The sequence below is a fragment of the Pseudomonas sp. 10S5 genome (assembly GCF_035019745.1).
Lineage (GTDB): Bacteria > Pseudomonadota > Gammaproteobacteria > Pseudomonadales > Pseudomonadaceae > Aquipseudomonas.
Genome location: NZ_JASJVL010000001.1, coordinates 37,353 through 58,720, shown reverse-complemented (window position 1 = coordinate 58,720; position 21,368 = coordinate 37,353). Strand labels below are relative to the sequence as shown.

Genomic DNA, 21,368 nt, shown 5'->3' with positions numbered 1-21,368 from the left:
GGACGGGCGACTGCTGCTCCCAGGAATCTTACGATCATGCAATTTCCACTCGTCATTCTCAGCCATGTCCCTCATACCGCGATCACCGAAGGTTTCTTGTCGGCGGCCCGTAAGCGCGGCTTACCGGTAGTGTTGATCAGCGACCACGCCCAAGAACATAGGCGGATGCTGGCCGCGTGCGACACGCCAGCGCACGATCTGCAGATTCTCGAATGCGACGTGTTTAATCCGCTGGCGGTGATCGAGCTGATAAATGCTCACGGCCTACGCCCGGTGGCCGTCTTCTCTAATAGCGATCATTTACAGACCGCTACTGCCTTGGTAGCCGAAACATTCAAGGTGCCGGGCAAAGACTGGCGGCTCTGCTATGCGGCAAAAAACAAAGCCGTCATGCGTGAACGTATGCGTGACCTAGGCTTGCCCGGCCCTTGGTTTCACGTGCTGACGGCAGGCAGCGTGGTTCCCGCCGATGCACCCTTTCCGCTGGTAGTAAAACCCACTCAGGGAGTGGCCAGCCTGGACGTCCGCTTGTGCAACAGCGCCCAAGAACTTAAGGATTACTGCGGCCGATTCTGGGAACAACAACCCGGTCGAGCATTGTTGCTGGAGGCCTACATGCAAGGCCCGCTGTTTACCCTCGAAACCCTCGGTGATCAGCAGCGCGTCCAGGCCATCGGCGGTTTTGATGTCACCCTTTCGCCTCCACCGCATTTTGTCGAGTTATCCGCACGCTGGAATGGTCCACTGAGCAAAGCTTATCGAGCCAATACGCTGGCGCAGGTATCTGCCTTCGGCATCCAATTTGGCGTGTGCCACAGCGAATTCATCCTCACTGCCGACGGGCCCATGCTGGTAGAAATCAATTACCGCAGCATTGGTGATGGCCGCGAATTCCTTCTCGACCGCTTGCTGCCACAAGGTTGGTTCGAGCGCATTCTTGGTGTTCACCTCGGCGAGAAACTGCTCGACGCCGAGCCGGTTCACGCCCAAGCACTTGTTCACTATGTGGTCGCCGACACACCCGGGCGCCTGCAGCAGGCATCCGCCAGCTTCAGTGATCTGCAAGACAGCCACTGGCGCGATTACCGGGCCTTGCGGCAAGTGGGCGACGAGATTCAGCTCAGCCATTCAAATAAGGATTACCTGGGTGTTCTGCGCATGATTTCGCCGGACGCTACCAGCCTCGACTCCCGCCTCGCCACCACGCTAGATGAGCTGCGCTGGGTGATGGCATGAACACTTCACCCCTCGACACTGATCAGGCGGCCATCAGCCAACGCATCATTGACTGTTGCCTACGGGAAAACATTCGCGGGCTACTAAGCCAAGGTCGAGTTCAAAACCTGCCCCCTGAACTGAGGGGAGCGTGGCCCAACTTCATTGATGAGCACTGGTTGCGTATCACCCATTTGGGCGCAGCTGAATTGTGGCTACCGGTTCACCCCTTCGCGCCTTTACAAGCCTGGAGCACCTCCAGCCCTGCATGGATTTGCCGGCAGGACGGGCAGACATTTATCGAGCAAGGCTATCGACGCTGGCTCGAGCACTTGGGCAACGGGCTGGACGCCGACAGCCTTGAGTTGTTTGCAGCCTATAAAGAAGAAGCGGATTGCGCCGTGCAGCATCGCCGCCTGTGCCAAGGCGCTTATCAAGAACATGCCCCCGCGCTGGGCGCCATTCTTGACCATCCCTTTTGGGCACAACGGTTGATCGGGATCGATCAGTTGGCAAGCTACCTGGACCACCCCTTTTACCCCACCGCACGGGCAAAGACTGGCTTTGACCGCGCAGCACTTGAACGCTATGCACCCGAATTTGCACCGCGCTTCTCGCTGAACTGGCTAGCGGTGCCTAAAGTCGCCATGACAATCAGCAGTGCCCCGCCCACGCACTGGCCCAGTTTTGTCGACTTGGGCCTCAAGCAAAGCCTGAGTCTGAGCCACCACTTGATGCCGGTGCACCCAATGACGTGGCAAGCGCTGGAACAATACGGGCTTCCCGAGGGCACGATAAAGGCACCGCGCAGTGCCATGGAGGTCGAGCCCACGCTGTCGGTACGCACCGTGATGTGCGTCGAGCACCCCCACTGGCATCTCAAGTTACCGTTATTGGTCACCACACTGGGTGCGCGCAATCTGCGCTTGATCAAGCCCAGCACGCTGTACGACGGTTATTGGTTCCAGATCACCCTGCAGGCGTTGGCGCAGCGGGATCCACAACTGGGCAAACGCTACTTGCACGTCGACGAAGAACATGGCGGCCATGCCGACGAAAGCCGTCATCTGGCGTACATCGCCCGTCACTACCCCGCACAACTGGGGACCACTACCTTGGTGCCGGTCGCCGCATTGGCCAGTCCACTGGCAGACGGCCGACTGTTTGTTGAACCGCTGATTGAACGCTTCTACGCAGGTTCAATGCAGCATTGGCTCGACGACTATCTCGACCTGCTGTTACAGGTGCACTTGCGCCTATGGCTGGGTTACGGGATTGCCCTGGAAGCCAATCAACAAAATGCCGTACTGATTTTCGAAACCGGACGCCCGCTACGCCTGCTAATGAAAGACAACGACGCCGCTCGCCTCTGGCCCGAACGCTTTGCAGCCGCGTGCCCGGATCTTGCGCAACGCCCTTTGCAATTGCTCGACGAGCGCATTTGTGTCAACGATCCGCAGGCGCTGGCCGAGATGTTCTGCACCATCACGTTGCAGTTGAACATTGTTGCCGTGCTCGAAGCGATCATTGGCGCAGGCCTGGCACCACGCGAAGCGCTCTACACAACCTTACGCCTGCGCCTGCTGGGCTGCCTTGAACAGCTGGAAGATGGAGGCACCGATTGCTCGCAGGCTCGACGCTGCTTGCTGGACAGCCCTACGCTGCCGGTGAAATACCTGCTGAGTGCTGGCAGTTTGTTTAGCAAAGCTCACTCCGGCGCCCAAGACATCAACAAGTTTTACGGTTACAGCGCAGCAAACTTCTTACTGGAGGGAAGTTTATGCGCCGCAGATTAATTGCCAGTGTCCTGCTCGGCCATTACCTGTCGGCGTTTACCGCCCTTGGAATTCCCCTGTACTTGCCTCGTATCCTTGCCGATCTGGCGCCTAACGCGCCGGGGTGGAGCATTGGCGTGTTGTTTGTACTTCCCACCTTGTGTACGGCGTTGGCCGCGCCGCTTTGGGGGCGCTGGGCGGATCGACGTGGTTGTCGGCTGTCGCTGTTGCGGGCCCATGCCGGTTTGTTTGCAGGCTTTTTATTAGCGGGGTTCAGCACCAACCTTCCCATGTTCGTGCTGGCACTGATGATTCAAGGCACCTTTGGTGGGGCGATGGCCGCCTCGAATGCGTACCTGTCGACCCAGTTTAAAGACGGCGACCTGTCGCGTGCCCTCAACTGGACGCAGTACTCGGCCCGTTTGGCGATGATCAGCGGCCCTATTCTATTAGGCCTGTTGACGGCCCAAGGATTGGGCTTGGAGTTATACCGGTATTTGGCTTGGCTACCGCTGTTGGCGTTTGTGATGATCTTGCCTCTGCCGGCCGATACCCCCCGCCAAACAATGCGCGCAGCGAACGCTGCGGATTCTCTGAGTCAATTGCCAACCGACCTGCCGCGCCTGCTAACGGTGCAGTTCCTTTTCAGTTTCGCCATGGTGGTGACGTTTCCCTATTTCGTCCCATACGGCGAAGCGTTGGGCATTGGCAACGATGCGGTAATCGGTTTGCTCTACAGCCTGCCGCATCTGGTTTATCTGTTTGCCCTGCCGTGGGTCCAGCGGCATACCGCCAACCTGCTGCTGCCTGGGCTGGGCCTGCTTGCTGTCAGCAATGCCCTGCAATTCTGGAGCACTCAGCCTGAACCGTTGTTCGCCCTGCGGCTACTCAGCGGCGTCGGCATGCTGTTGAGCTTCGTCGGTTTGCATCGCTGCCTGAGCCTGCGCAGTCGCCACGGCAGCGCCGGTCGTATGTTCGGCTGGTTTGACGCCAGCGGAAAATGGGCCGGAACTGCCGCAGGCGGCACTGCCGGGCTGGTCAGTCAGACCTGCGGCATTGAATCACCCTTCCTCGTTGCTTGCCTGGCCGCGGTCGCTGCGATGGCCGTGGCCCGTCCTCTACTTATGACCTCGCGGGAGATGCCAGCATGACCCTTGCTCTGACGAATGCTTCATTGCATGAACACGCACTCGATGGTGAGGCTGAACGCCATGCCATTGAATGCCTACTCAACTGTTACCTGCGCGAATACGCCTTGCCACGTAACGAAGCGAGCCTTGATGACCGCACTCAAGACCTGCCGATGAGCCTGCGACAGCATAATGGCCAATGCATCAGCATCCGCTTGCCGAGCGGACGTCTCGCAGTACGGGTCGACCGTACCAGTGCATTGGGCCGCTGCCATTTCGTCAGCGCGCCCTATTTCAAGGGCAGCGCTCAAAGTTGGCGTCCCTTGACCGCTACTGAACTGGCGCGGCTACTGTGCGTGCCATTAAGCAAGCCAGAACGGGTAGGCGAAATGCTGCAACAGGTCGATAACAGCCTGCAAATCACCCGCACCTTCCTTCGGCACGCCACGCATGACTCGCCGAGACCGAAAGACAGTCTGTTGAACTCCGAACAACACCAGATATGGGGCCACGCCCTGCACCCTACCCCGAAGAGCCGCGAAGGTATTTCGCGAGCAGCCCTGTTGGCGTGTTCGCCGGAAGTGGGCGCCTGCTTTGAACTGCATTGGTTTCGCGTGGACCCGGCACTGATCCAGCATCAAGGCGACGACCCGCGCAGCACCCTGCAACACCTGTGTGGTGGACGAGACGATCTTTACCCGTGCCATCCCTGGGAAGTCGAACGTATCCTCGTCGACCCGCTGGTCCAGCGTGTGCAACAAAAGGGGCTACTGGAATACTTGGGTCCGCTGGGGATGGCGCTCTACCCTACTTCGTCGGTGCGCACTCTTTACCACCCGGAGCTGGCGTATTTCCTCAAGTTTTCGATGCACGTGCGCCTGACCAATTGCGTGCGTAAAAACGCCTGGTATGAACTGGACAGCGCGGTGGCCTTGACCCGACTGCTGGCCCCCGTCATGGCCGAACTCGCCCATACAATGCCGGACTTTTTGCTGATGCCGGAGCCCGCCGCCAGCACCCTCGACCTGAGCGCCTTCGGCACGCTTGAACAGGCCCGGGAAGTGACTGAATGCTTCGGCATTCTGTACCGGCAAAACCTTAATGAAGCCACCCGCGCACGCTACCAACCACAAGTCGCCATGGCGCTGTTCACTTGGGATTTGCAAGGTCGCAGTGTCTGCCAGCGCTTGGTTGAGCAGTGCGCCAAACAGCTCGGCATCAACCAGGCAGACGCAACGCTGCGCTGGTTGGACGGTTACGCTCGGCAATTGCTCGGCGGCGTCATGCAGTGCTTGTTTCGACTGGGTGTGGTGCTGGAGCCACACTTGCAAAACACAGTCATTGGTTTCGACAACGATGGCCTGCCTTGCCGCGTTTGGATTCGCGATCTGGAGGGCACCAAGCTCGTTGCGAGTCACTGGCCCATTGAACGCCTTAGCGAACTGAACGAGCGAACTCGGGCCTCGCTGTACTACGACCAGAACAAGGCCTGGCAGCGGGTGGCGTATTGCGCGCTGGTGAACAATTTGGGTGAGGCTATTTTTCATCTGGCCTGTACCGATTCGGTATTGGAAAGCCGACTGTGGTCGCACATCGCCACCCTCTTGCACGCGCAAACAGCGCTGCTCGATAACCCTTCGCAACTAAGTGATTTGTGTGCCGGAGCGCCACTGCCCAGTAAGGAAAACTTCATGACCCGCCTGATGATGCGCGCTGACCGAGAGGCCGGTTATACCGCCTTACCCAACCCGCTGGTCAACATCACAATGAAGGCCATCGCATGACCCTGCCTGCACGTGTCACCACGGCCATCCGCCAACTGCGCGAGCAACAACAGTCACCACTGTGTGCTTACGTCTACGACCTGATGGCCCTTGAGCAACACGTTCGGCAAATGCGCAAAACAATGCCTGCCAATTGCGAACTGTTCTATGCGGCAAAAGCCAACCCTGAGGCACCCATTCTGCAAACCCTGGCGCCACTGGTAGACGGTTTCGAAGCTGCGTCCGGGGGAGAACTTCGTTGGTTGCACGAGCAGTGTCCTGGCCAGCCGCTAATTTTCGGCGGCCCCGGCAAGCTCGAGAGCGAACTGGAAATGGCCATGGGTTATCAGATTTCAGCGTTCCATGTCGAAAGCCTAAACGAGTTGCGCAGCTTGGCGAAGGTGGCGGCTCGCGTTGGTCGTAAAGCACCGATTTTACTGCGGTTGAACCTGACACTTGCGCACGCCCCGGAGGGTCGGCTGGTGATGGGCGGCAAACCGACACCGTTTGGCCTGGATGATGATGCGTTGGAAAAGGCGCTGGTTTTATTGCGTGACGAGCCATGGTTAGAGTTGCAAGGTCTGCATTTCCACTTACTGTCTCATCAACTTGATGTAAACGCCCACTTGGGATTGCTTCGCAGCTATTTCAAAACCTTCCGCCAACTGTGCACCGACCAACGGTTACATCTGCCACTGATTAATGTTGGTGGCGGCATGGGCATCAACTATCAAAATCCTAATTGTTCTTTCGATTGGCCGTTATTTTGTAAAGGTCTCGATACACTTATCGTCGAAGAAAACATGGCCACTACGCAAATACGCTTTGAAATAGGTCGATTCATCAGCGCGGCTTGCGGCTATTACCTAATGCAAGTGCTGGACATTAAACGCAACCACGGCCACTACTTCGCCGTAGGTCGGGGCGGCACTCACCACTTTCGGACACCGGCAGCCCAAAACCACGACCACCCGTTCGTCGTATTACGTAGTTTGCAGCCGGCGCAGCTAACCAACGAGCCCGTGACAGTGGTGGGTCAGCTGTGCACCCCGAAGGATGTGCTGGCCAGACAGCAGTTGGTAGCCCACCTGGCTATCAACGATCTTCTCGTATTTCCATTGGCTGGGGCCTACGCCTGGAATATTTCACACCGGGACTTTTTAATGCATGAACCACCGGTCATGTTGTTTTTGAACGAATAATCGGACAATTAGCGTCATTACTTAACGTTTGGCATAAAAACAATTCAGCTCAGTACTTTTTTTACACTTATTGAGTGGAACTCGTAGCGCAAACCGGCTCTAACCCATGTGCCCTTCAACTTTTGATTGGGGCAGCGACATTTGTAACCAACTGCTGGCGTGTTGAGTAAAGTTTTCCAGCGTAGCGCTTCAGGCAGGACTATGCTCGCGGAGCAGTTTGATATGTATGGCGTTGCCTTCGAGCAGCATCAAGGGGTATCCGTATGTTGTCTTTTATCTGAACACAAACGGCCCATGTACGCTCAAATCCAAGCGTACGCGTGCACTTTAGGTTCGACCATCGATGACGCATTTTCGATTTATCGCCCCGTCTCTCGGAGTCCGCGATGAAGACTGCTCCTGTCGCCTATAACCGACGTATTTTGATCATCGATGACACCCTGTCGATACATCAGGATTTCCGAAAAATCCTTTGCCCCGAACTCGACAGCGAGCAATCTCTGGCGTCAGCCGAAGCTGCATTGTTTGGTACGGTGAAACCGTCACGTAAGCTCTTTGAGCTGGATTCTGCTTATCAAGGCGAAGAAGCACTAGCCATGGTCGAAAGCGCTTTAGCTGAAGGTCGACCTTATTCCCTGGCCTTTATCGACATGCGCATGCCACCCGGCTGGGATGGCCTGGAAACCATCGAGCGGTTGTGGAAGGTTGATCCGAAGCTGCAAGTAGCGCTGTGTACCGCTTTTTCTGATCACTCATTGGAAGCCATGACCGAGCGTCTTGAATTCGGCGATCAATTGTTAATCCTGAAAAAACCCTTCGACACTTTGGCTATTCGCCAGATGGCCAGCGCGCTAACGGTCAAATGGCAGCTGGCAGAGGAAGTCGCGGCGAAAATGCTTGGGCTGGAGCAAACCATCGCTGAACGGGTACAGGAAGCGATGAAAGTTTCACACCTGTTTCAGTACGATGTGCTGACGGAGCTGCCAAACAGCACGTTGCTGGCAGGTCAATTGGCCTTAGCCATCGCTTTATCTAAACGGCACGATTTGCAATTGGCTATATTTTTTATTGGCTTGGATAGATTCGAGCGAATCAACAACGCCCTCGGCTATCCCACCGGTGATGAAATGCTTAAACAGGTAGCCCACTGTCTGGTCAATACAGTGCGCCAATCTGACGCGGTATTTCGGTACGGCTCCGATGAGTTCGTGGTGATATTGGCCGACATTCATCACCCCCATCAAACCACCGGCATCGCCGAGAAGCTGTTGGCGGCTTTGCGAGTGCCGCATTACATCGCCGGCCACGATCTGACGGTGACCGCGAGCCTTGGGATCAGTATTTTTCCAAACGATGGCGTAGAGCCTATCGAGCTAATCAAAAAAGCTGAAAACGCCATGCGTAACGTCAAAATCATAGGGCCGGATAACTTCTGCTTTTTTGCTGACAACTTGAATGAGCGCGCACGAGAACACCAATCCATCGAGTCGGGCATTCGACTGGGGCTGGAGCGTGATGAGTTCGTGCTCCATTACCAACCCAAACTCAATCTGAAAACTGGAAAGATAGTAGGCGCCGAAGCGTTGATTCGCTGGTTGAAACCCGACCACGGCTGGGTGTTTCCGTCTGAATTCATTCCGGTGGCCGAAGACACTGGATTGATAGTACCGCTGAGTAAATGGGTATTGCGTGAAGCCTGCCGCCAAGCTTGTGCCTGGGAAGCCGACGGACTGCCGACAATTCGTATATCCGTAAACATCTCTGCCACTGAGTTTCGCCAAAAAGGGTTTCTCGAAAGCATCCGCAGCGTACTTGCAGAAACCGGATTGGGCCCTGCTCAATTAGAGTTAGAGATCACCGAAGGCGTGCTAATGCAGAACGCCGACTCGACCATCTTGGTACTGTTGGCAATCAAGGAAATGGGCATTCGTCTGGCCATCGACGATTTTGGCACCGGTTATTCCAGCTTGAGCTACCTGCGCAGATTTCCCATTGATGTTCTGAAAATCGATCAGTCATTTATTCGAGCGCTGGGAACCGACAGCAATGACGAGGCATTGGTTGATGCAATCATCAGCCTGGGTGAAAGCCTAAAGCTCAATATCATCGCTGAAGGTATCGAGACCCAGGCACAGCTGGATTTCCTTCGGGCGCATAATTGCGAAGAGGGCCAAGGTTATTTTTTCAGCCGCGCCATAGAACCTGTGGCTTTTGCCAAAATATTGAGCGCAGGAAAGATGGAAGCGGAGTTTCAAGGGCCGTCCACATCAACTCACTAATTAACAATAAATCAACCTTGCGCTTTATTGCGTTTCTGGCGCTGCTGCTCAGTCCTTATCTTCCAGCAATTTCAGCACAGCTTGATGAACCGCTGAAGCCTTTGCCGGATGTGCAGGTGCACAACCCTGCTCGGGTCGAGTTGGGTCGTCAGCTGTTCAACGAAAAGCGTCTATCGGGGAACAACTCCATGGCCTGCGCCAGTTGCCATCAGCTGAAAAGAGGTGGCGCCGACGACGTACCGTTTTCTATTGGCTTGGATGGCAAACCGATGGGCATCAATACGCCGACGGTATTGAATGCGAGCCTCAATTTCAGGCAATTCTGGAATGGTCGCGCCGACTCTCTGGAGGCGCAGGTTGACGAGTTCATTCGAAGTCCCGTGGCGATGGGAAACACATGGGAGGCCGTTATCCATACCCTTTCCCACAACCCTGATTACAGCTCAGCGTTTAGCCGCGCATATCCGGACGGACTTACTGCCGCCAACGTACAAAACGCTTTAGCCACCTATGAACGAACACTGCTAACCCCTAATTCGCGCTTTGATCGTTATTTGAAGGGTGAGACGGACATCCTGACTCAGGAAGAAAAATACGGTTACCAACGCTTCAAGCAATACGGCTGCATCGCCTGCCATCAAGGCGTCAATATTGGCGGCAATATGTACCAGAAATTTGGCGTGCTGGGCGATTACATCAGCAACAGGGGCCATCCAACGGAGGTCGATCTGGGGCGGTATTCAGTAACTAAAGATGAAGCTGACCGTAACGTCTTTAAAGTCCCCAGCCTACGCAACGTGGCTCTGACGGCTCCCTACTTTCACGACGGATCAGCAAAAACGTTAGATGAGGCCGTTGCGGTGATGTTCAGATATCAGGTGGGGCGTACCCCCTCAGAGCTGGATAAAAGCCTGATTGTTCAGTTCCTGAAAACCTTGACCGGCGAGTTGGCGGGTAAACCTTTATGAAGCTGTCCCGCCGATTTATATCGCTGCTATTGGGCGCTTTGACGCTGATCCTTGCATCGATTCTGCTTTTCCTCTACGTCAAATCCAGTACCGACAACACCACAAACTATATTGAGTCACGGGATCTGATTAGCCAGATCAAGCAACTGGACGCGCAATGGGAAACCGCAATTCTTGAAGCACGAATTACTGCTAATCAAAACTACGACACACTGGTCGAACCGCTCAATGGCATAAACCAACTCTGGGGACAGTTCGTCCTTATGGAGTTGGGCTATCCACGTCATACCGTAAATAGTTGGCGCGATGGACGTGACGCTTACGTGGACGCGATGACTGAAAAAACTCGACTGGTGGAGCAGTTCAAATCGCATAACGCGATTTTACGCAACTCGTTAGCCTTCTTACCCTTGGATGAGGACGACATCCAGTTTCAACTTCAGCAACTGGACAGGAGCGCGCCGCTGCTGCAACCCACCTTGACGGACATGTACGATTTGCTGCTCGATTGTCTTGAGTTTTCCCAGGTAATTTCTGACGAAAAAGCGGCCGATATTCAGGTTGGACTTAACCGACTGGAGATAGACAAAGAACGCTTACCACTCAAACTGCACTTACCGCTGGAAATCCTGCTCAGTCATGTGCGGTTGATCCTGCGTGAACAACCAGTGGTCAATGATCTGGTAGAGCGTATCGGCGCAGTTCCGGTCGCGGCACGCCTGGATGACATAAACAGCCTCCTCAACGGTTATCAGGAGCAAGCCATTGGAGTTAATCGGTTGTATCACCTCTGCTTGTTGATTCTGTCCGCACTGATGTTCGTCTTGATGCTGTATTTGGGAATTCGTCTTTTGCGCAGTTACGCCGAGATCAACCGCCGCATCAATAACACCTTGCACACAGCCAATGAAAGTCTTGAGCAACGAGTGGAAGAGCGTACGCGGGAATTGAAAGACACCCAAAGCGAATTATTCGATACCGCGCGCCAGGCTGGCATGGCTGAAATTGCCACCAACGTGCTGCATAACGTCGGGAACGTGCTGAACAGCGTGAATATTTCAGCTGAACTGGTCACTCGTACCCTGGCTAGCAGCAAGGCCATCGGCTTAGGCAAAGCGGTGCAATTGATCAACGAGCACGCCCATGACCTCGGTGATTTCATCAGCCACGACCCTAAGGGGAAGCTGCTTCCTGATTACCTCAACCAATTAGACCAAGCCTTGGTCTCAGAGCAGCAGAGCATCACCGAGGAGTTGGCGCGACTGACCCGCAGCGTTGATCACATCAAGGACATCGTTTCGACTCAGCAGTCGTACGCGGGTATCACTACCCTTGCCGAAAGCCTCAATATCAACGATCTGCTAGAAGACGCCCTGCGTATGAACTCAGGCGCGTTGACTCGTCACCGCGTCAAGGTGATCAAGGACTTCAGCAATGTTCCGGATATCATGGCCGACAAACACCGCCTTTTGCTGATCTTGATCAACCTGATCAGTAACGCTAAATATGCGATGTGCAACATGGATGAGCGCTCCAGGAACATGACCATCGGCGTCAAATTCATCGGCAACACAATCTTGCGAATCAGCGTAAGGGATGAAGGCGAAGGCATTCTTACCGAAAACATGACGCGAATTTTCGCCCATGGATTTACCACACGCAAAGAGGGCCATGGCTTTGGCTTGCACAGCTGCGCCCTGGCCGCTATAGAAATGAAAGGTCGCCTCAGTGCCCACAGCGACGGTCCGGGCAAAGGCGCAACATTCGTCCTTGACCTACCGTTGAACATTGCTGTTGATGAGCGCTAAAGCAGAGTCTGAAAGGTGCACACAACCGTGCGCAGCCCGTCATCATTTAGCGTGATCATCTAAATCGTTAAAGGTAATTATTTATTTGCTCGTTGCTCGCCGACTATGGCGATCAATTTAATCGTGCGGATAAAAACAAATGTACCTTAACCTTGCCATCGCCTGGACAATCGTCATTTCGTTTTCCATCGCACTGCTGCATCTCTGATACAAAACCTTCCTCCAGAGTAAAAAGGCCGCTCCATGGAGCTAACCTTCTCGCCCCCATAGTTCCAAGGCGTAGTCGACAAAACTCCTGAGTTTCGGCAAACGGTAACGGTCCTGCGCGTACACCAGGTGCATTGGGCGCCGCGGCAATTGGTAATCCTGCAACAATGCCACCAGTCTGCCGTCGCGCAGGTCTTGCCTGACCAGCATATCGGGCATCATCACCACGCCCATCCCGGCGAGCGCCGCTTGGCGCAAACCTGGCGTGCTGTTGATCGCCATAGGCCCGGAAACCGGAACCACCTCCTGGCCCTGCGCACCTTTCAAGCTCCATTGCTTCGCAGCGGAACGCCATTCATCGCCCGCAGGGTAAGCGAATGCCAGGCAATCGTGATCCTCTAGATCCCGCGGTTTAAGCGGCGTACCTCGACGCTGAAGATAAGCAGCCGAGGCGCAAATGGTCAGGGTGTAATCCTGCAAAGGACGGGCAATAAGACCAGACGGCTCCAGCGTACCCAAACGTATCGCCGCGTCGAACCCGCCATCAATAAGATCGAGGATCTGATTGTTCAATTCCACGTCCAGCTTGACCTCCGGAAAGCGCTGTACAAACCCGCTCATCGCCGGTGCCAAGCACTCGACGCCAAAGGCTGGCGGCGCGGTAATCCGCAATAGCCCACTGGGCACGCCCTGCGCTTGTTCAGCCAAGCGTTCAGAGTCGGCTACTAATCCCAACACTTCGAGGCAGCGTTGGTAATAAGCACTGCCAAACTCGGTGAGGCTTTGACGTCGGGTGCTGCGTTTGAGCAAGCTGACCCCGAGGCGCTGCTCCAATGCGCGCAGGTGATTACCAACCATGGTGGTGGACATTGAGCACTGCTGCGCGGCGGCAGTCATACTGCCCGCCTCCACCACTTTTACATACACCGTCATCGACTGGAACAGGTCCATTATCAAGCTCAGCTTTAAATTGATTGAAATAGGCAGATGTTTATCCAGCATAAGTTGTTAACGATACTGCATATCTCAACAAAGAAGGAGCTCTAGATCATGACCGCCCCGTGCCTGATGACCACCTATCAACCCTTGCCGATCAGCTTTACCCGAGGTTTGGGAACTCGCTTGTGGGATCAGGAGAACCGTGAATACCTGGACGCTGTCGCTGGAGTCGCGGTAACCAATGTCGGTCACTCCCATCCACGCATTGTTGCCGCGATCAGCGAGCAGGCTGGCTTGCTGCTGCACACCTCTAACCTGTACACCATCGACTGGCAGCAGCGCCTGGCGCAAAAACTGACGCGACTGTCCGGGCTGGACCGGGTGTTTTTCAACAACTCAGGGGCTGAAGCCAATGAGACCGCACTGAAACTGGCGCGGCTACACGGGTGGCAAAAAGGCATTGAGCGACCGTTGATAGTGGTTATGGACAAGGCGTTTCACGGCAGGACGCTGGGCACGCTGTCGGCCAGCGACGGACCCGCTGTGCGCTTGGGTTTTCAAACGCTGCCAGGGGATTTTATCAAGGTCAAATTTGGCGACAGCGCAGCGCTAGAGAAAATCGCCGAGGCCTACGGTGACCGAATTACCGCCGTGTTAATGGAGCCCATTCAAGGTGAAGCCGGTGTGCAGGTAGCGCCCGCGGGTTACTTGCAAGCAGTTCGCGACCTCTGTAGCCGTCGTGGCTGGTTACTGGTGCTTGATGAAATCCAGACCGGCATCGGCCGAACCGGTCTGATGTTTGCTTTTGAGCATGAGCGCATCGTGCCAGATGTGCTGACCTTGGCCAAAGCGCTGGGCAACGGCATCCCCATCGGCGCCTGCCTCGCCCGGGAAAAAGTGGCACAACTGTTCACTCCCGGCAGCCACGGCAGCACGTTTGGTGGCAACCCGTTGGCCTGTCGGGTGGGCTGTACCGTGCTGGACATCATCGAAGACCAAGGGCTGTTGAAAAATGCGGAGCGTCAAGGCGAACGGCTGCTCGCCGCCTTGCGGGCCGAACTGGACGATCATCCGAACGTATTGGCGATACGCGGGTTAGGGTTGATGATCGGCATCGAACTCGCCACGCCGTTTAGGGAGTTGACCTTGATTGCCGCCCGTGAGCACGGGTTGTTGATCAATGTCACCCGAGGTCAAACGATTCGGTTATTGCCGCCGTTGACTATTAATGATGACGAAGTGGAGATGATTGTGGGTGGGCTAGTTCGGTTGTTGCATTGACGCAATCGGGGATGACTGTTCGGCGCTGCTGGTGTTCCGAGGCAACCACGCAGACCACGCCAAGGGCTTTGTCACAGACGCCAAGTCCGTCCCGCGCGATTAGGAACCGGGGTTGGTAAAGTACATTCCGCATTCGCCGATACCGCAGCAGGGCTTTAACTGACTACCAAGACCCGGCTCAAAGGTAACGCGAAAAACCGTACCCGTTTCAGCGTATGCAGCCCTAGCCAGAGGGCAGCCAACAGCATCGCGCAGACACCGCCGCCCCATTCAGGGACTAAGCGATCAACGCGAAGCGCGTGAGGAATACCTGAAGAAAGACACGTCGCTGTCAGAAAAAACGTACCAGTGCAGGATGTTCGGGCCATTCTCCGGTTAATAACTGCCGGGGGCTTTCAGGGCCATAACTATAAAGGCCAGGAATTACGAACGGGATAATTGCGCAATAATCGCCTGTACTTTTAAACATCTCCAATGTCACAACTAAAGGCTGCATTTGACAAATATCAATTGGCCAGCATACAATATTCGACGTTTTTCAATGGTTGATACTTAGATCAATAAGTTCGAGTGTGTATAACCTGCATATGAATCATCAGCGCTGCCACTCTCTAGCTGGATGATTTCTCAAATACCTCTAGTTCAATCAAAAGCCTCTGACAGTTTCGTTTTATCAGTTTATTAACTAAAACCTCACTACGTTCGCATATTTTATGAGCACAACAAAAAAATGGAATTTATCAAGACTTGGCTGAAAATCAGGAGCACTGCGTCTACTGGAATCTCTGGTGCTAAAGGCCAAGTATTTCGGCGTGATATCAATGGACTTCGCGCTTTAGCGGTCACTGCGGTTGTTCTGTATCACTTCAATGTTGGCCGCATCGTTGGCGGCTTTGCTGGTGTGGATGTCTTCTTTGTCATCTCAGGCTTTCTGATGACAGGAATTATTACCAAAGGACTGCAGCAGGGTAATTTTTCAATACTTTCCTTTTACTGGTCGCGGGCGAAACGCATTTTACCGGCGCTGGTTGTCGTTACCGCCGTTTTACTGGCATTGGGTTGGTTTTTCCTAGCGCCCAACGAATACAAGATGCTCGCAAAACATGCGCGCCAATCCTTATTCTTTCTGTCAAATATAAGTTACCTGAGAGAGTCGGGGTATTTCGACAGTGCGAGCCATAGTAAATGGCTACTGCATACGTGGTCATTGTCGGTCGAGTGGCAGTTTTATTTGGCTCTACCCCTCATGCTGGCCATCGTTTGGAAACTGTTTCCCAGCAAGAAGGCACTGATCGTAGCTCATGTGATGGTGCTAGCTTGCTCCTTTATTACATGTATAGCGCTGACGAACACGGTACCGGACAAAGCTTTTTATCTTTTGCAGTCCCGGGCTTGGGAAATGTTGCTTGGCGGTCTCTGCTTTCTGCTTGGGTCAAATCTGAATCTGTCCCCCCTTGCACGCAAAGCGTTGGAAGCTGGTGGGCTGCTGCTGATTGTAGCTTCAACCTTTTTGATTGAGGCTTCCGACGCATGGCCCGGCTATTTAGCACTCATCCCAACTCTAGGTGCAGTAATGGTGCTGACGGCCAAGTGCGAGAGTTCGCTGTGGAGTAACAATCAGTTCACCGAATGGCTCGGTACGCGCTCTTATTCTTTATACCTATGGCACTGGCCATTGGTGGCCGGATTATTCTATTTTTATCAGCAGGACAATGCCCTCTGGATCGCCGTTGCAATTCTGCTGGCGCTGATGCTGAGCGAGCTTTCTTATCGGGTTGTAGAACAGCCAGTAAGAAGAGGGTTGCAGAAACTGACTCTGCCTCGCGCCTTGGCACTGCTGGTTGGTCTAGTGGTATTGACTGGGGGCGTGGCTCAGTTTGTAGTGACTAAGAACGGCTTATCACAGCGCCTGTCTGCAGACATTACCCAGATGATAGAAAAGGCCCAAAGTGGCAATAATCCACGCAACGGTGAATGCCTCGCTAGAGGGGTTCCCTGTGTGTATGGGGGCCATATGATCAAAGTTATGATCATTGGCGACAGTCATGCCGCTACCTTGGTAACAGTCGCACAAGACGCACTTGCCACGCTTGACGAAGGCATCTACTTTCAAGCCGCTCCCGCTTGCTTACCGGTCGACGGCTTGACGGTCAGAGAACACGCCAACAAAGATCCAGAGGATCCGTGCGTCATCATGATGGAGCAACTCACCAAAACGCTCGGAACGGAAATGAGTAATGTGCCGCTGATTGTGATCAACCGGACATCTATTTATCCGCTCGGATACAACGGTATTGATCAAACCCAGAAGCGTAGTCCACAAGCCTACGCCTCAATGCCTGTTGATAATCCAACTCCTGCCTCGCTGAAAGAGTTTGGGCGACTCTATGTTGAGAGTGCATGTGCCATGGCGAAAAACCGCCCGGTGTACCTCATGCGGCCTATACCCGAAATGAGGGTCGACGTTACGGATGCCATCGGCAGGGAAATGCTGTTGGGCAATCCACGCGACTTCACCCTAAGCCGCGAAGACTATAACGCACGCAATGCTTTTGTCTGGAGCATTCAAGATCAGGCCCACGACCAATGCGGCGTGCATATTCTTGATCCCCTTCCCTACCTCTGCGATGACAAAGTCTGTTATGGCAGCAAGGGTGGAGCGCCGCTGTATTTAGACGATAATCATCTTAATGCGCGGGGTGGTTCGTTGCTGGAACCTATGTTCTCCAAGGCGTTTTCAGCGATGCCTTATATGCAGGCTCACGCGGGAGCAGTTGAAGGGGGTCAGGCTTCGGGCAGCAAGAGTCCCCCGAAGACTTGAGTCCGGCTTGTGCGGATGCTTCCAGAATACGAACTGACTTGTACATGTGGTTATGCCAAACACGTTATCGACGAAGAAATCAGCGAACAGCTAGAGATCGTGCCGATGCAAATTCGGGTGATTAAGCACATTCAGTACGTCGACGGCCTTGCCATTGCACCGTTTTGAAAAAGTTCTTGGCCGTCACGGCATCGATATCTCGCGTCAAACCTTGGCACGCTGGGTGATCCAGTGCAGCGCGCATTTTCAGCCGTTGCTAAACTTGATGCGCGACCGGTTGCTGGAAAGTCCGGTGATCCACTGCGACGAAACGCGAGTGCAAGTGCTTAAGGAGCCGGGTCGAGATCCGACCAGCCAACCCTGGATGTGGGCACAAACCAGCGGCCCGCCGGATCGAAGAGGGGGCTGTTTGATTACACTCCAGCCGAGCGCAGGAATTGCCGCTGCGCCTGTTTGAAGGTTATCGTGGTTACCTGATGACCGACGATTATCCGGGTTATAACGCTTTGGCGCGACAACCTGGCATTGAGCGACGACTCGCCCCGATGGTCAGGTCGCGCCCAGCCGTTATGCTGGATCGGTTTTGAGTGATGGTTTCGTTGTTGTTATTGGCCCCGTGAACATCGCTGTTCAACACCTGCGCAGAGGTGATATTGACGTCGCGGCCAGCGGTGAGGCCAAGGTCTCGACCGGACTGTAATACCCCGCCCGAATTGCTGATGTCGCGACCCGCCTGAATCGTCAGGTCATTACCCGCCTCGACCCGAGCCGCGCTGTCGGCGAATTGCCGTTCTTGGGTGTTGTAACCGTTGCTGCTGTTGTGGGTCGTGACGGTGCGCTCATTAATTACATCACCGCTGATAGCGGTAAGGCTTACCATAGAGCAGCTACGCTGACTTCACGGTCAGAGACGGTAATCTAAAAGCGCTTAACGCTGCAATAAATACATGAGCGCCAGCAGCGCTCGCATTGATACCTCTATGTTTATAGCAATCCAGCGGCTCAATAATGGCGGTTCTAATCGATCATCTCTTTCAAGAAGCTAATACCGAACTCATCGCGAACTGTATATAGGCTTTCATACTGAAAGGACAGGACAAATCTAAAAACTGTATCAGAAGATAGTTCCGTAAGAAATAATTTAATGTCCGCTGCGCTCTCGAACAAAAAACCAACAGGACAATGAAACGCGCCACTCATGCCGACTTCCCAATCAAATGCCCCCCCCTCAGCGGCAACCTTCTCGGGGAGACTAAAAACATGAAATACAAAGTAAATATTTGATTTAGCAAAGTTTCCGGTCAAAAAGCCGTCTTCGATGCGATATTCAGCGCCTATCGCCGAAAGTATCGAAATCACATCTCCAAAGGAAATACCAACTTCGACCTCAAGATTCATGGTTATAGTCATTTCGAAACCTTTATCACTCTGAACTCCCCACCCTTCATCAAATATAGCGTTTTTAATCCCTCGACAGGATTCAGCCGTAGCGCGCCTTCTATTGCGTCGAAACTCAAGGGAGAGTCTGCAAGATTTACCACAATACTGTCAGCCTGTACTTGAACCTTACTAGTAACTGTCTTAAGTACCGAAATAGGACTATTAGTAATTGGCGAAAACACATCAGCCAACTCACCATTAATTCGCAAATCAGGATTAGGACCTACTTTTCCCGTATTCGCCAATTGTTCAACGTCATATCCACCTTTCGCAAGGGCGCTAGCAGCTTCATTTTGACGCTCGATCGAGCGAACCATGTCCGCGCTTGCATTTTTTGGTGGTAACTCGACGTCCCCAGTCAGCGACCCTGCTTTTGGTAATGCACTGGTGCCAGCTTCGCTATCTGTTACAGCTCCAGATGGGTTCCCCGTACCTTTTGCACCATCAAATTACCGGAGCAAAAACCTATCTCTTAGTCTTTCCACAACTCGGCTCATTGCTACAAGCGGGTCAACACCATCTTGAGAGTAAATACTGCACGAAGCCATATCCTCCGGATAATCAAAGTCCGCATAGATTTCCTGAAGCCTATTTATTTTATCTTCGTCACTATCATTCGACGAGTCAATACAAAGTAGAAAAGCCAAAAGCCACTTATCTATTTCGGCAACACAGCTCGCCATCTCCATTTGTTTTGAGATAACCTCAAGAAGCTCTTCATCGCTTAAATATTCGCCTCCAGCAATGATGGCAACGCGCTCGCTTTCGCAACCATTTAAAAGCTGATTCATGGCAAATTCAAAAATATCTTCTCGCCCTATCCAGCGCTTTTTAAATCCCAAAAAAATGGTTGACCAACAAGCCAAGCCCAAACTACTCAATACACCAAGTGGAGACATTACCTTCTCCTTATTTTTTCGGAATTTGGTTAGGCAGGCCAGTTACTTGACCACCGGGGATAAAGCGTCGATGAGTCACGTTGCCTTCATCAACAATCCACTCAAAAACCCCACCAACTCCGTTATTGCTGCCTTCAATTTGTCTTAACTCTGACACCCTAACCACCTCGCCACCTAGTCCTTTGGTTGGTATCTCAAATTTCGCTGCATCACCAGCATAGTTATCAATTATGTCATTAAACCCGTGCTGACCATCAGGAAGTTTATTTGCGCTCCCGACTCTTGGCTTTCCTATGACTGAGTTATCAATTGCTTTTGCACCAACTCAATCTACGCGATTAAATCTCTCGATTATCTTTTTAGATAAATCACTTGCATTTCTCCCCAAGGAAATAAAACACCCTTCAAAGGATCCACTAGTCAAAATCAAGTTATTGCCTTCATAACAAGTTGAAACCAATACTGAATATGGGCCAAATTTACGGGCTTCTTCTTTGATACTCAGAGTTTTCAATACAACACTCACAAACTCTTCAAATTTTTCCTCCTCATAATCATCGAAAAATATGAAATGATTAGTTTCAGAACTTGACTCGGAAAATCGAAACATTACATTCCCAACCCATTATTAACAGATGCTCGAGAAGACTGTGATTTTTCTATGATCTTCGACCATAACTCATCTCCTGACAGACCTTGACCCGAATATTTATTCACAATCTCACTCCAAGTTCTATTTGGGTCAGTCTTGCTCAAGGAGTCAGCCAATGTCCTATTAGACATGAACTCTCGTGCCGTTGACCTCAAATCATTTCTCATATCAAAAGCCTGCTTCGCCTGCTCCTCCAAGGAGGCACTACTGTTAATACGAATTGGAATTTCTGCTTCTTTAGATAAATACCAAGCTCTAGCCTCTCTATCAGTTAAGCTTTTTGGCTGTGCTAGATCATCCCACCATTTAGCATAGGACACAGAGTCGTCTATCGCTTTTGCACCATTAAGCTTGCGCTAATGAATACAATCTTTCTCTCTCCTCAACGACATCCAATCGATCAAACTCTCTAACAAAGCTCTCTAACTCAGAATCCAAATTACAATTAAATTTCCACAATGCCGTAGCGCCAACATTCTGAACGAACTCCACCCCATCTAAAATATCTCTTGACTCTTCAAACCTTAACTCTTTCATCTCAGTCATCAGTTTTTCAAGCAGATCAAGCACATACCCTTTACACTCTAAAGAGAAAAGCTCTTCGTACATTGCAGGCTCGTTACGTAAAAAATCTTCTGAAAAAGCCAAATCGCCATCAATATAATTTATGTAGAATTCCAAAACAGAAAGCCGCCTTCCCTTCTGATGCACAAATAAAAAATAAACAATCTGCATGGTAATTTCGCACATTTTTTCTACCTTAAAGGTTGAAGATGCCAAACTTCTTTAGTAACAGGATTATAAACCATCTCCATCGAACCATTAGTATAACGATAGAATCCTGCCATCCTATCCGGGGTAACCGTTGTTGCCGTTTTCAGGACCTCATCCGCCTGAACAAAAGGTGCCCCACGCCCAGTCGACCATAAGCGATTGTAGTAATACTCAGAGAATTTGAATGGAGTTCCTTCCGCTTGGTAGAAACCATC

At 52.7% G+C, this 21,368-nt stretch carries 18 protein-coding genes and 1 pseudogene; 11 read left to right on the top strand and 8 right to left on the bottom strand.

Annotated elements, in window-relative coordinates; genetic code table 11:
- The first annotated feature begins 36 nt into the window (after positions 1-36).
- From QN378_RS00245 to QN378_RS00210, 8 genes are all read left to right on the top strand, one after another.
- Positions 37-1,236 carry a siderophore biosynthesis protein PvsA gene (locus tag QN378_RS00245; RefSeq protein WP_323546965.1) on the top strand — a complete coding sequence of 400 codons (1,200 nt, stop codon included), beginning with the start codon at positions 37-39 and terminating at the stop codon, positions 1,234-1,236.
- Complete coding sequence (locus QN378_RS00240) at positions 1,233-3,011, top strand: IucA/IucC family protein (protein ID WP_323546963.1); 1,779 nt, start codon at positions 1,233-1,235, stop codon at positions 3,009-3,011. Before QN378_RS00245 ends, QN378_RS00240 begins: the two co-directional genes overlap by 4 nt.
- Entirely contained in the window at positions 2,996-4,141 is a 1,146-nt protein-coding gene (locus tag QN378_RS00235) for an MFS transporter (RefSeq protein WP_322204296.1), read from the top strand. Before QN378_RS00240 ends, QN378_RS00235 begins: the two co-directional genes overlap by 16 nt.
- Positions 4,138-5,904 (top strand): IucA/IucC family protein, encoded by a 1,767-nt coding sequence (locus QN378_RS00230; RefSeq protein ID WP_323546962.1) that lies wholly within the window; start codon positions 4,138-4,140, stop codon positions 5,902-5,904. The genes QN378_RS00235 and QN378_RS00230 overlap by 4 nt, the downstream gene beginning before the upstream one ends.
- Positions 5,901-7,085, top strand: a complete 1,185-nt coding sequence (locus QN378_RS00225; RefSeq protein ID WP_323546960.1) for a type III PLP-dependent enzyme — start codon at positions 5,901-5,903, stop codon at positions 7,083-7,085. The genes QN378_RS00230 and QN378_RS00225 overlap by 4 nt, the downstream gene beginning before the upstream one ends.
- Positions 7,086-7,471: 386 nt before the next feature.
- Positions 7,472-9,364 (top strand): putative bifunctional diguanylate cyclase/phosphodiesterase, encoded by a 1,893-nt coding sequence (locus tag QN378_RS00220; protein ID WP_322204299.1) that lies wholly within the window; start codon positions 7,472-7,474, stop codon positions 9,362-9,364.
- A gap of 17 nt (positions 9,365-9,381) precedes the next feature.
- The gene (locus tag QN378_RS00215; RefSeq protein WP_322204301.1) at positions 9,382-10,332 is read left to right on the top strand and encodes a cytochrome-c peroxidase; all 951 of its coding nucleotides are present in this window, start codon (positions 9,382-9,384) and stop codon (positions 10,330-10,332) included.
- Positions 10,329-12,140 carry a DAHL domain-containing protein gene (locus QN378_RS00210; RefSeq protein ID WP_322204302.1) on the top strand — a complete coding sequence of 604 codons (1,812 nt, stop codon included), beginning with the start codon at positions 10,329-10,331 and terminating at the stop codon, positions 12,138-12,140. Before QN378_RS00215 ends, QN378_RS00210 begins: the two co-directional genes overlap by 4 nt.
- A 249-nt stretch (positions 12,141-12,389) precedes the next feature.
- Here the strand turns inward: QN378_RS00210 and QN378_RS00205 are convergent, their stop codons facing one another.
- Positions 12,390-13,298 carry a LysR family transcriptional regulator gene (locus QN378_RS00205; RefSeq protein WP_322206889.1) on the bottom strand — a complete coding sequence of 303 codons (909 nt, stop codon included), beginning with the start codon at positions 13,296-13,298 and terminating at the stop codon, positions 12,390-12,392.
- Between the two features lie 99 nt (positions 13,299-13,397).
- On the opposite strand from QN378_RS00205, the gene QN378_RS00200 reads away from it, so the two are divergent.
- The 3 genes and pseudogenes from QN378_RS00200 to QN378_RS00190 form a co-directional block, all read left to right on the top strand.
- Positions 13,398-14,567 (top strand): aspartate aminotransferase family protein, encoded by a 1,170-nt coding sequence (locus QN378_RS00200; protein WP_323546958.1) that lies wholly within the window; start codon positions 13,398-13,400, stop codon positions 14,565-14,567.
- 730 nt (positions 14,568-15,297) lie between these two features.
- The gene (locus tag QN378_RS00195; RefSeq protein ID WP_407074092.1) at positions 15,298-17,388 is read left to right on the top strand and encodes an acyltransferase family protein; all 2,091 of its coding nucleotides are present in this window, start codon (positions 15,298-15,300) and stop codon (positions 17,386-17,388) included.
- Positions 17,389-17,948 (top strand): annotated as a pseudogene (locus QN378_RS00190) (IS66 family transposase); the annotation flags it as partial.
- Here QN378_RS00190 and QN378_RS00185 read toward each other — a convergent pair.
- The 7 genes from QN378_RS00185 to QN378_RS00155 form a co-directional block, all read right to left on the bottom strand.
- Entirely contained in the window at positions 17,885-18,268 is a 384-nt protein-coding gene (locus tag QN378_RS00185; RefSeq protein WP_323546956.1) for a hemagglutinin repeat-containing protein, read from the bottom strand. The pseudogene QN378_RS00190 and the gene QN378_RS00185 sit on opposite strands and share 64 nt — an antisense overlap.
- 137 nt (positions 18,269-18,405) lie before the next feature.
- Positions 18,406-18,786, bottom strand: a complete 381-nt coding sequence (locus QN378_RS00180) for a hypothetical protein (RefSeq protein ID WP_323546954.1) — start codon at positions 18,784-18,786, stop codon at positions 18,406-18,408.
- Between the two features lie 8 nt (positions 18,787-18,794).
- The gene (locus QN378_RS00175; RefSeq protein WP_323546953.1) at positions 18,795-19,145 is read right to left on the bottom strand and encodes a hypothetical protein; all 351 of its coding nucleotides are present in this window, start codon (positions 19,143-19,145) and stop codon (positions 18,795-18,797) included.
- 132 nt (positions 19,146-19,277) lie between these two features.
- On the bottom strand, positions 19,278-19,727 hold the full coding sequence (locus QN378_RS00170; RefSeq protein WP_323546952.1) for a DUF2247 family protein: 450 nt from the start codon (positions 19,725-19,727) through the stop codon (positions 19,278-19,280).
- 325 nt (positions 19,728-20,052) lie between these two features.
- Entirely contained in the window at positions 20,053-20,337 is a 285-nt protein-coding gene (locus tag QN378_RS00165; RefSeq protein ID WP_323546950.1) for a hypothetical protein, read from the bottom strand.
- On the bottom strand, positions 20,337-20,699 hold the full coding sequence (locus QN378_RS00160) for a hypothetical protein (RefSeq protein ID WP_323546948.1): 363 nt from the start codon (positions 20,697-20,699) through the stop codon (positions 20,337-20,339). Before QN378_RS00160 ends, QN378_RS00165 begins: the two co-directional genes overlap by 1 nt.
- A 25-nt stretch (positions 20,700-20,724) precedes the next feature.
- Entirely contained in the window at positions 20,725-21,129 is a 405-nt protein-coding gene (locus tag QN378_RS00155) for a hypothetical protein (protein WP_323546947.1), read from the bottom strand.
- Positions 21,130-21,368: the final 239 nt, after the last annotated feature.

Excerpts from the sequence above, each read along its gene's own strand:
- QN378_RS00245 (WP_323546965.1), top strand. The coding sequence starts at position 37 with ATGCAATTTCCACTCGTCATTCTCAGCCATGTCCCTCATACCGCGATC.
- QN378_RS00240 (WP_323546963.1), top strand. The coding sequence starts at position 1,233 with ATGAACACTTCACCCCTCGACACTGATCAGGCGGCCATCAGCCAACGC.
- QN378_RS00235 (WP_322204296.1), top strand. The coding sequence starts at position 2,996 with ATGCGCCGCAGATTAATTGCCAGTGTCCTGCTCGGCCATTACCTGTCG.
- QN378_RS00230 (WP_323546962.1), top strand. The coding sequence starts at position 4,138 with ATGACCCTTGCTCTGACGAATGCTTCATTGCATGAACACGCACTCGAT.
- QN378_RS00225 (WP_323546960.1), top strand. The coding sequence starts at position 5,901 with ATGACCCTGCCTGCACGTGTCACCACGGCCATCCGCCAACTGCGCGAG.
- QN378_RS00220 (WP_322204299.1), top strand. The coding sequence starts at position 7,472 with ATGAAGACTGCTCCTGTCGCCTATAACCGACGTATTTTGATCATCGAT.
- QN378_RS00210 (WP_322204302.1), top strand. The coding sequence starts at position 10,329 with ATGAAGCTGTCCCGCCGATTTATATCGCTGCTATTGGGCGCTTTGACG.
- QN378_RS00205 (WP_322206889.1), bottom strand. The coding sequence starts at position 13,298 with ATGGACCTGTTCCAGTCGATGACGGTGTATGTAAAAGTGGTGGAGGCG.
- QN378_RS00200 (WP_323546958.1), top strand. The coding sequence starts at position 13,398 with ATGACCGCCCCGTGCCTGATGACCACCTATCAACCCTTGCCGATCAGC.
- QN378_RS00195 (WP_407074092.1), top strand. The coding sequence starts at position 15,298 with ATGGAATTTATCAAGACTTGGCTGAAAATCAGGAGCACTGCGTCTACT.
- QN378_RS00185 (WP_323546956.1), bottom strand. The coding sequence starts at position 18,268 with ATGGTAAGCCTTACCGCTATCAGCGGTGATGTAATTAATGAGCGCACC.
- QN378_RS00180 (WP_323546954.1), bottom strand. The coding sequence starts at position 18,786 with ATGAATCTTGAGGTCGAAGTTGGTATTTCCTTTGGAGATGTGATTTCG.
- QN378_RS00175 (WP_323546953.1), bottom strand. The coding sequence starts at position 19,145 with ATGGTTCGCTCGATCGAGCGTCAAAATGAAGCTGCTAGCGCCCTTGCG.
- QN378_RS00170 (WP_323546952.1), bottom strand. The coding sequence starts at position 19,727 with ATGTCTCCACTTGGTGTATTGAGTAGTTTGGGCTTGGCTTGTTGGTCA.
- QN378_RS00165 (WP_323546950.1), bottom strand. The coding sequence starts at position 20,337 with ATGTTTCGATTTTCCGAGTCAAGTTCTGAAACTAATCATTTCATATTT.
- QN378_RS00155 (WP_323546947.1), bottom strand. The coding sequence starts at position 21,129 with ATGTGCGAAATTACCATGCAGATTGTTTATTTTTTATTTGTGCATCAG.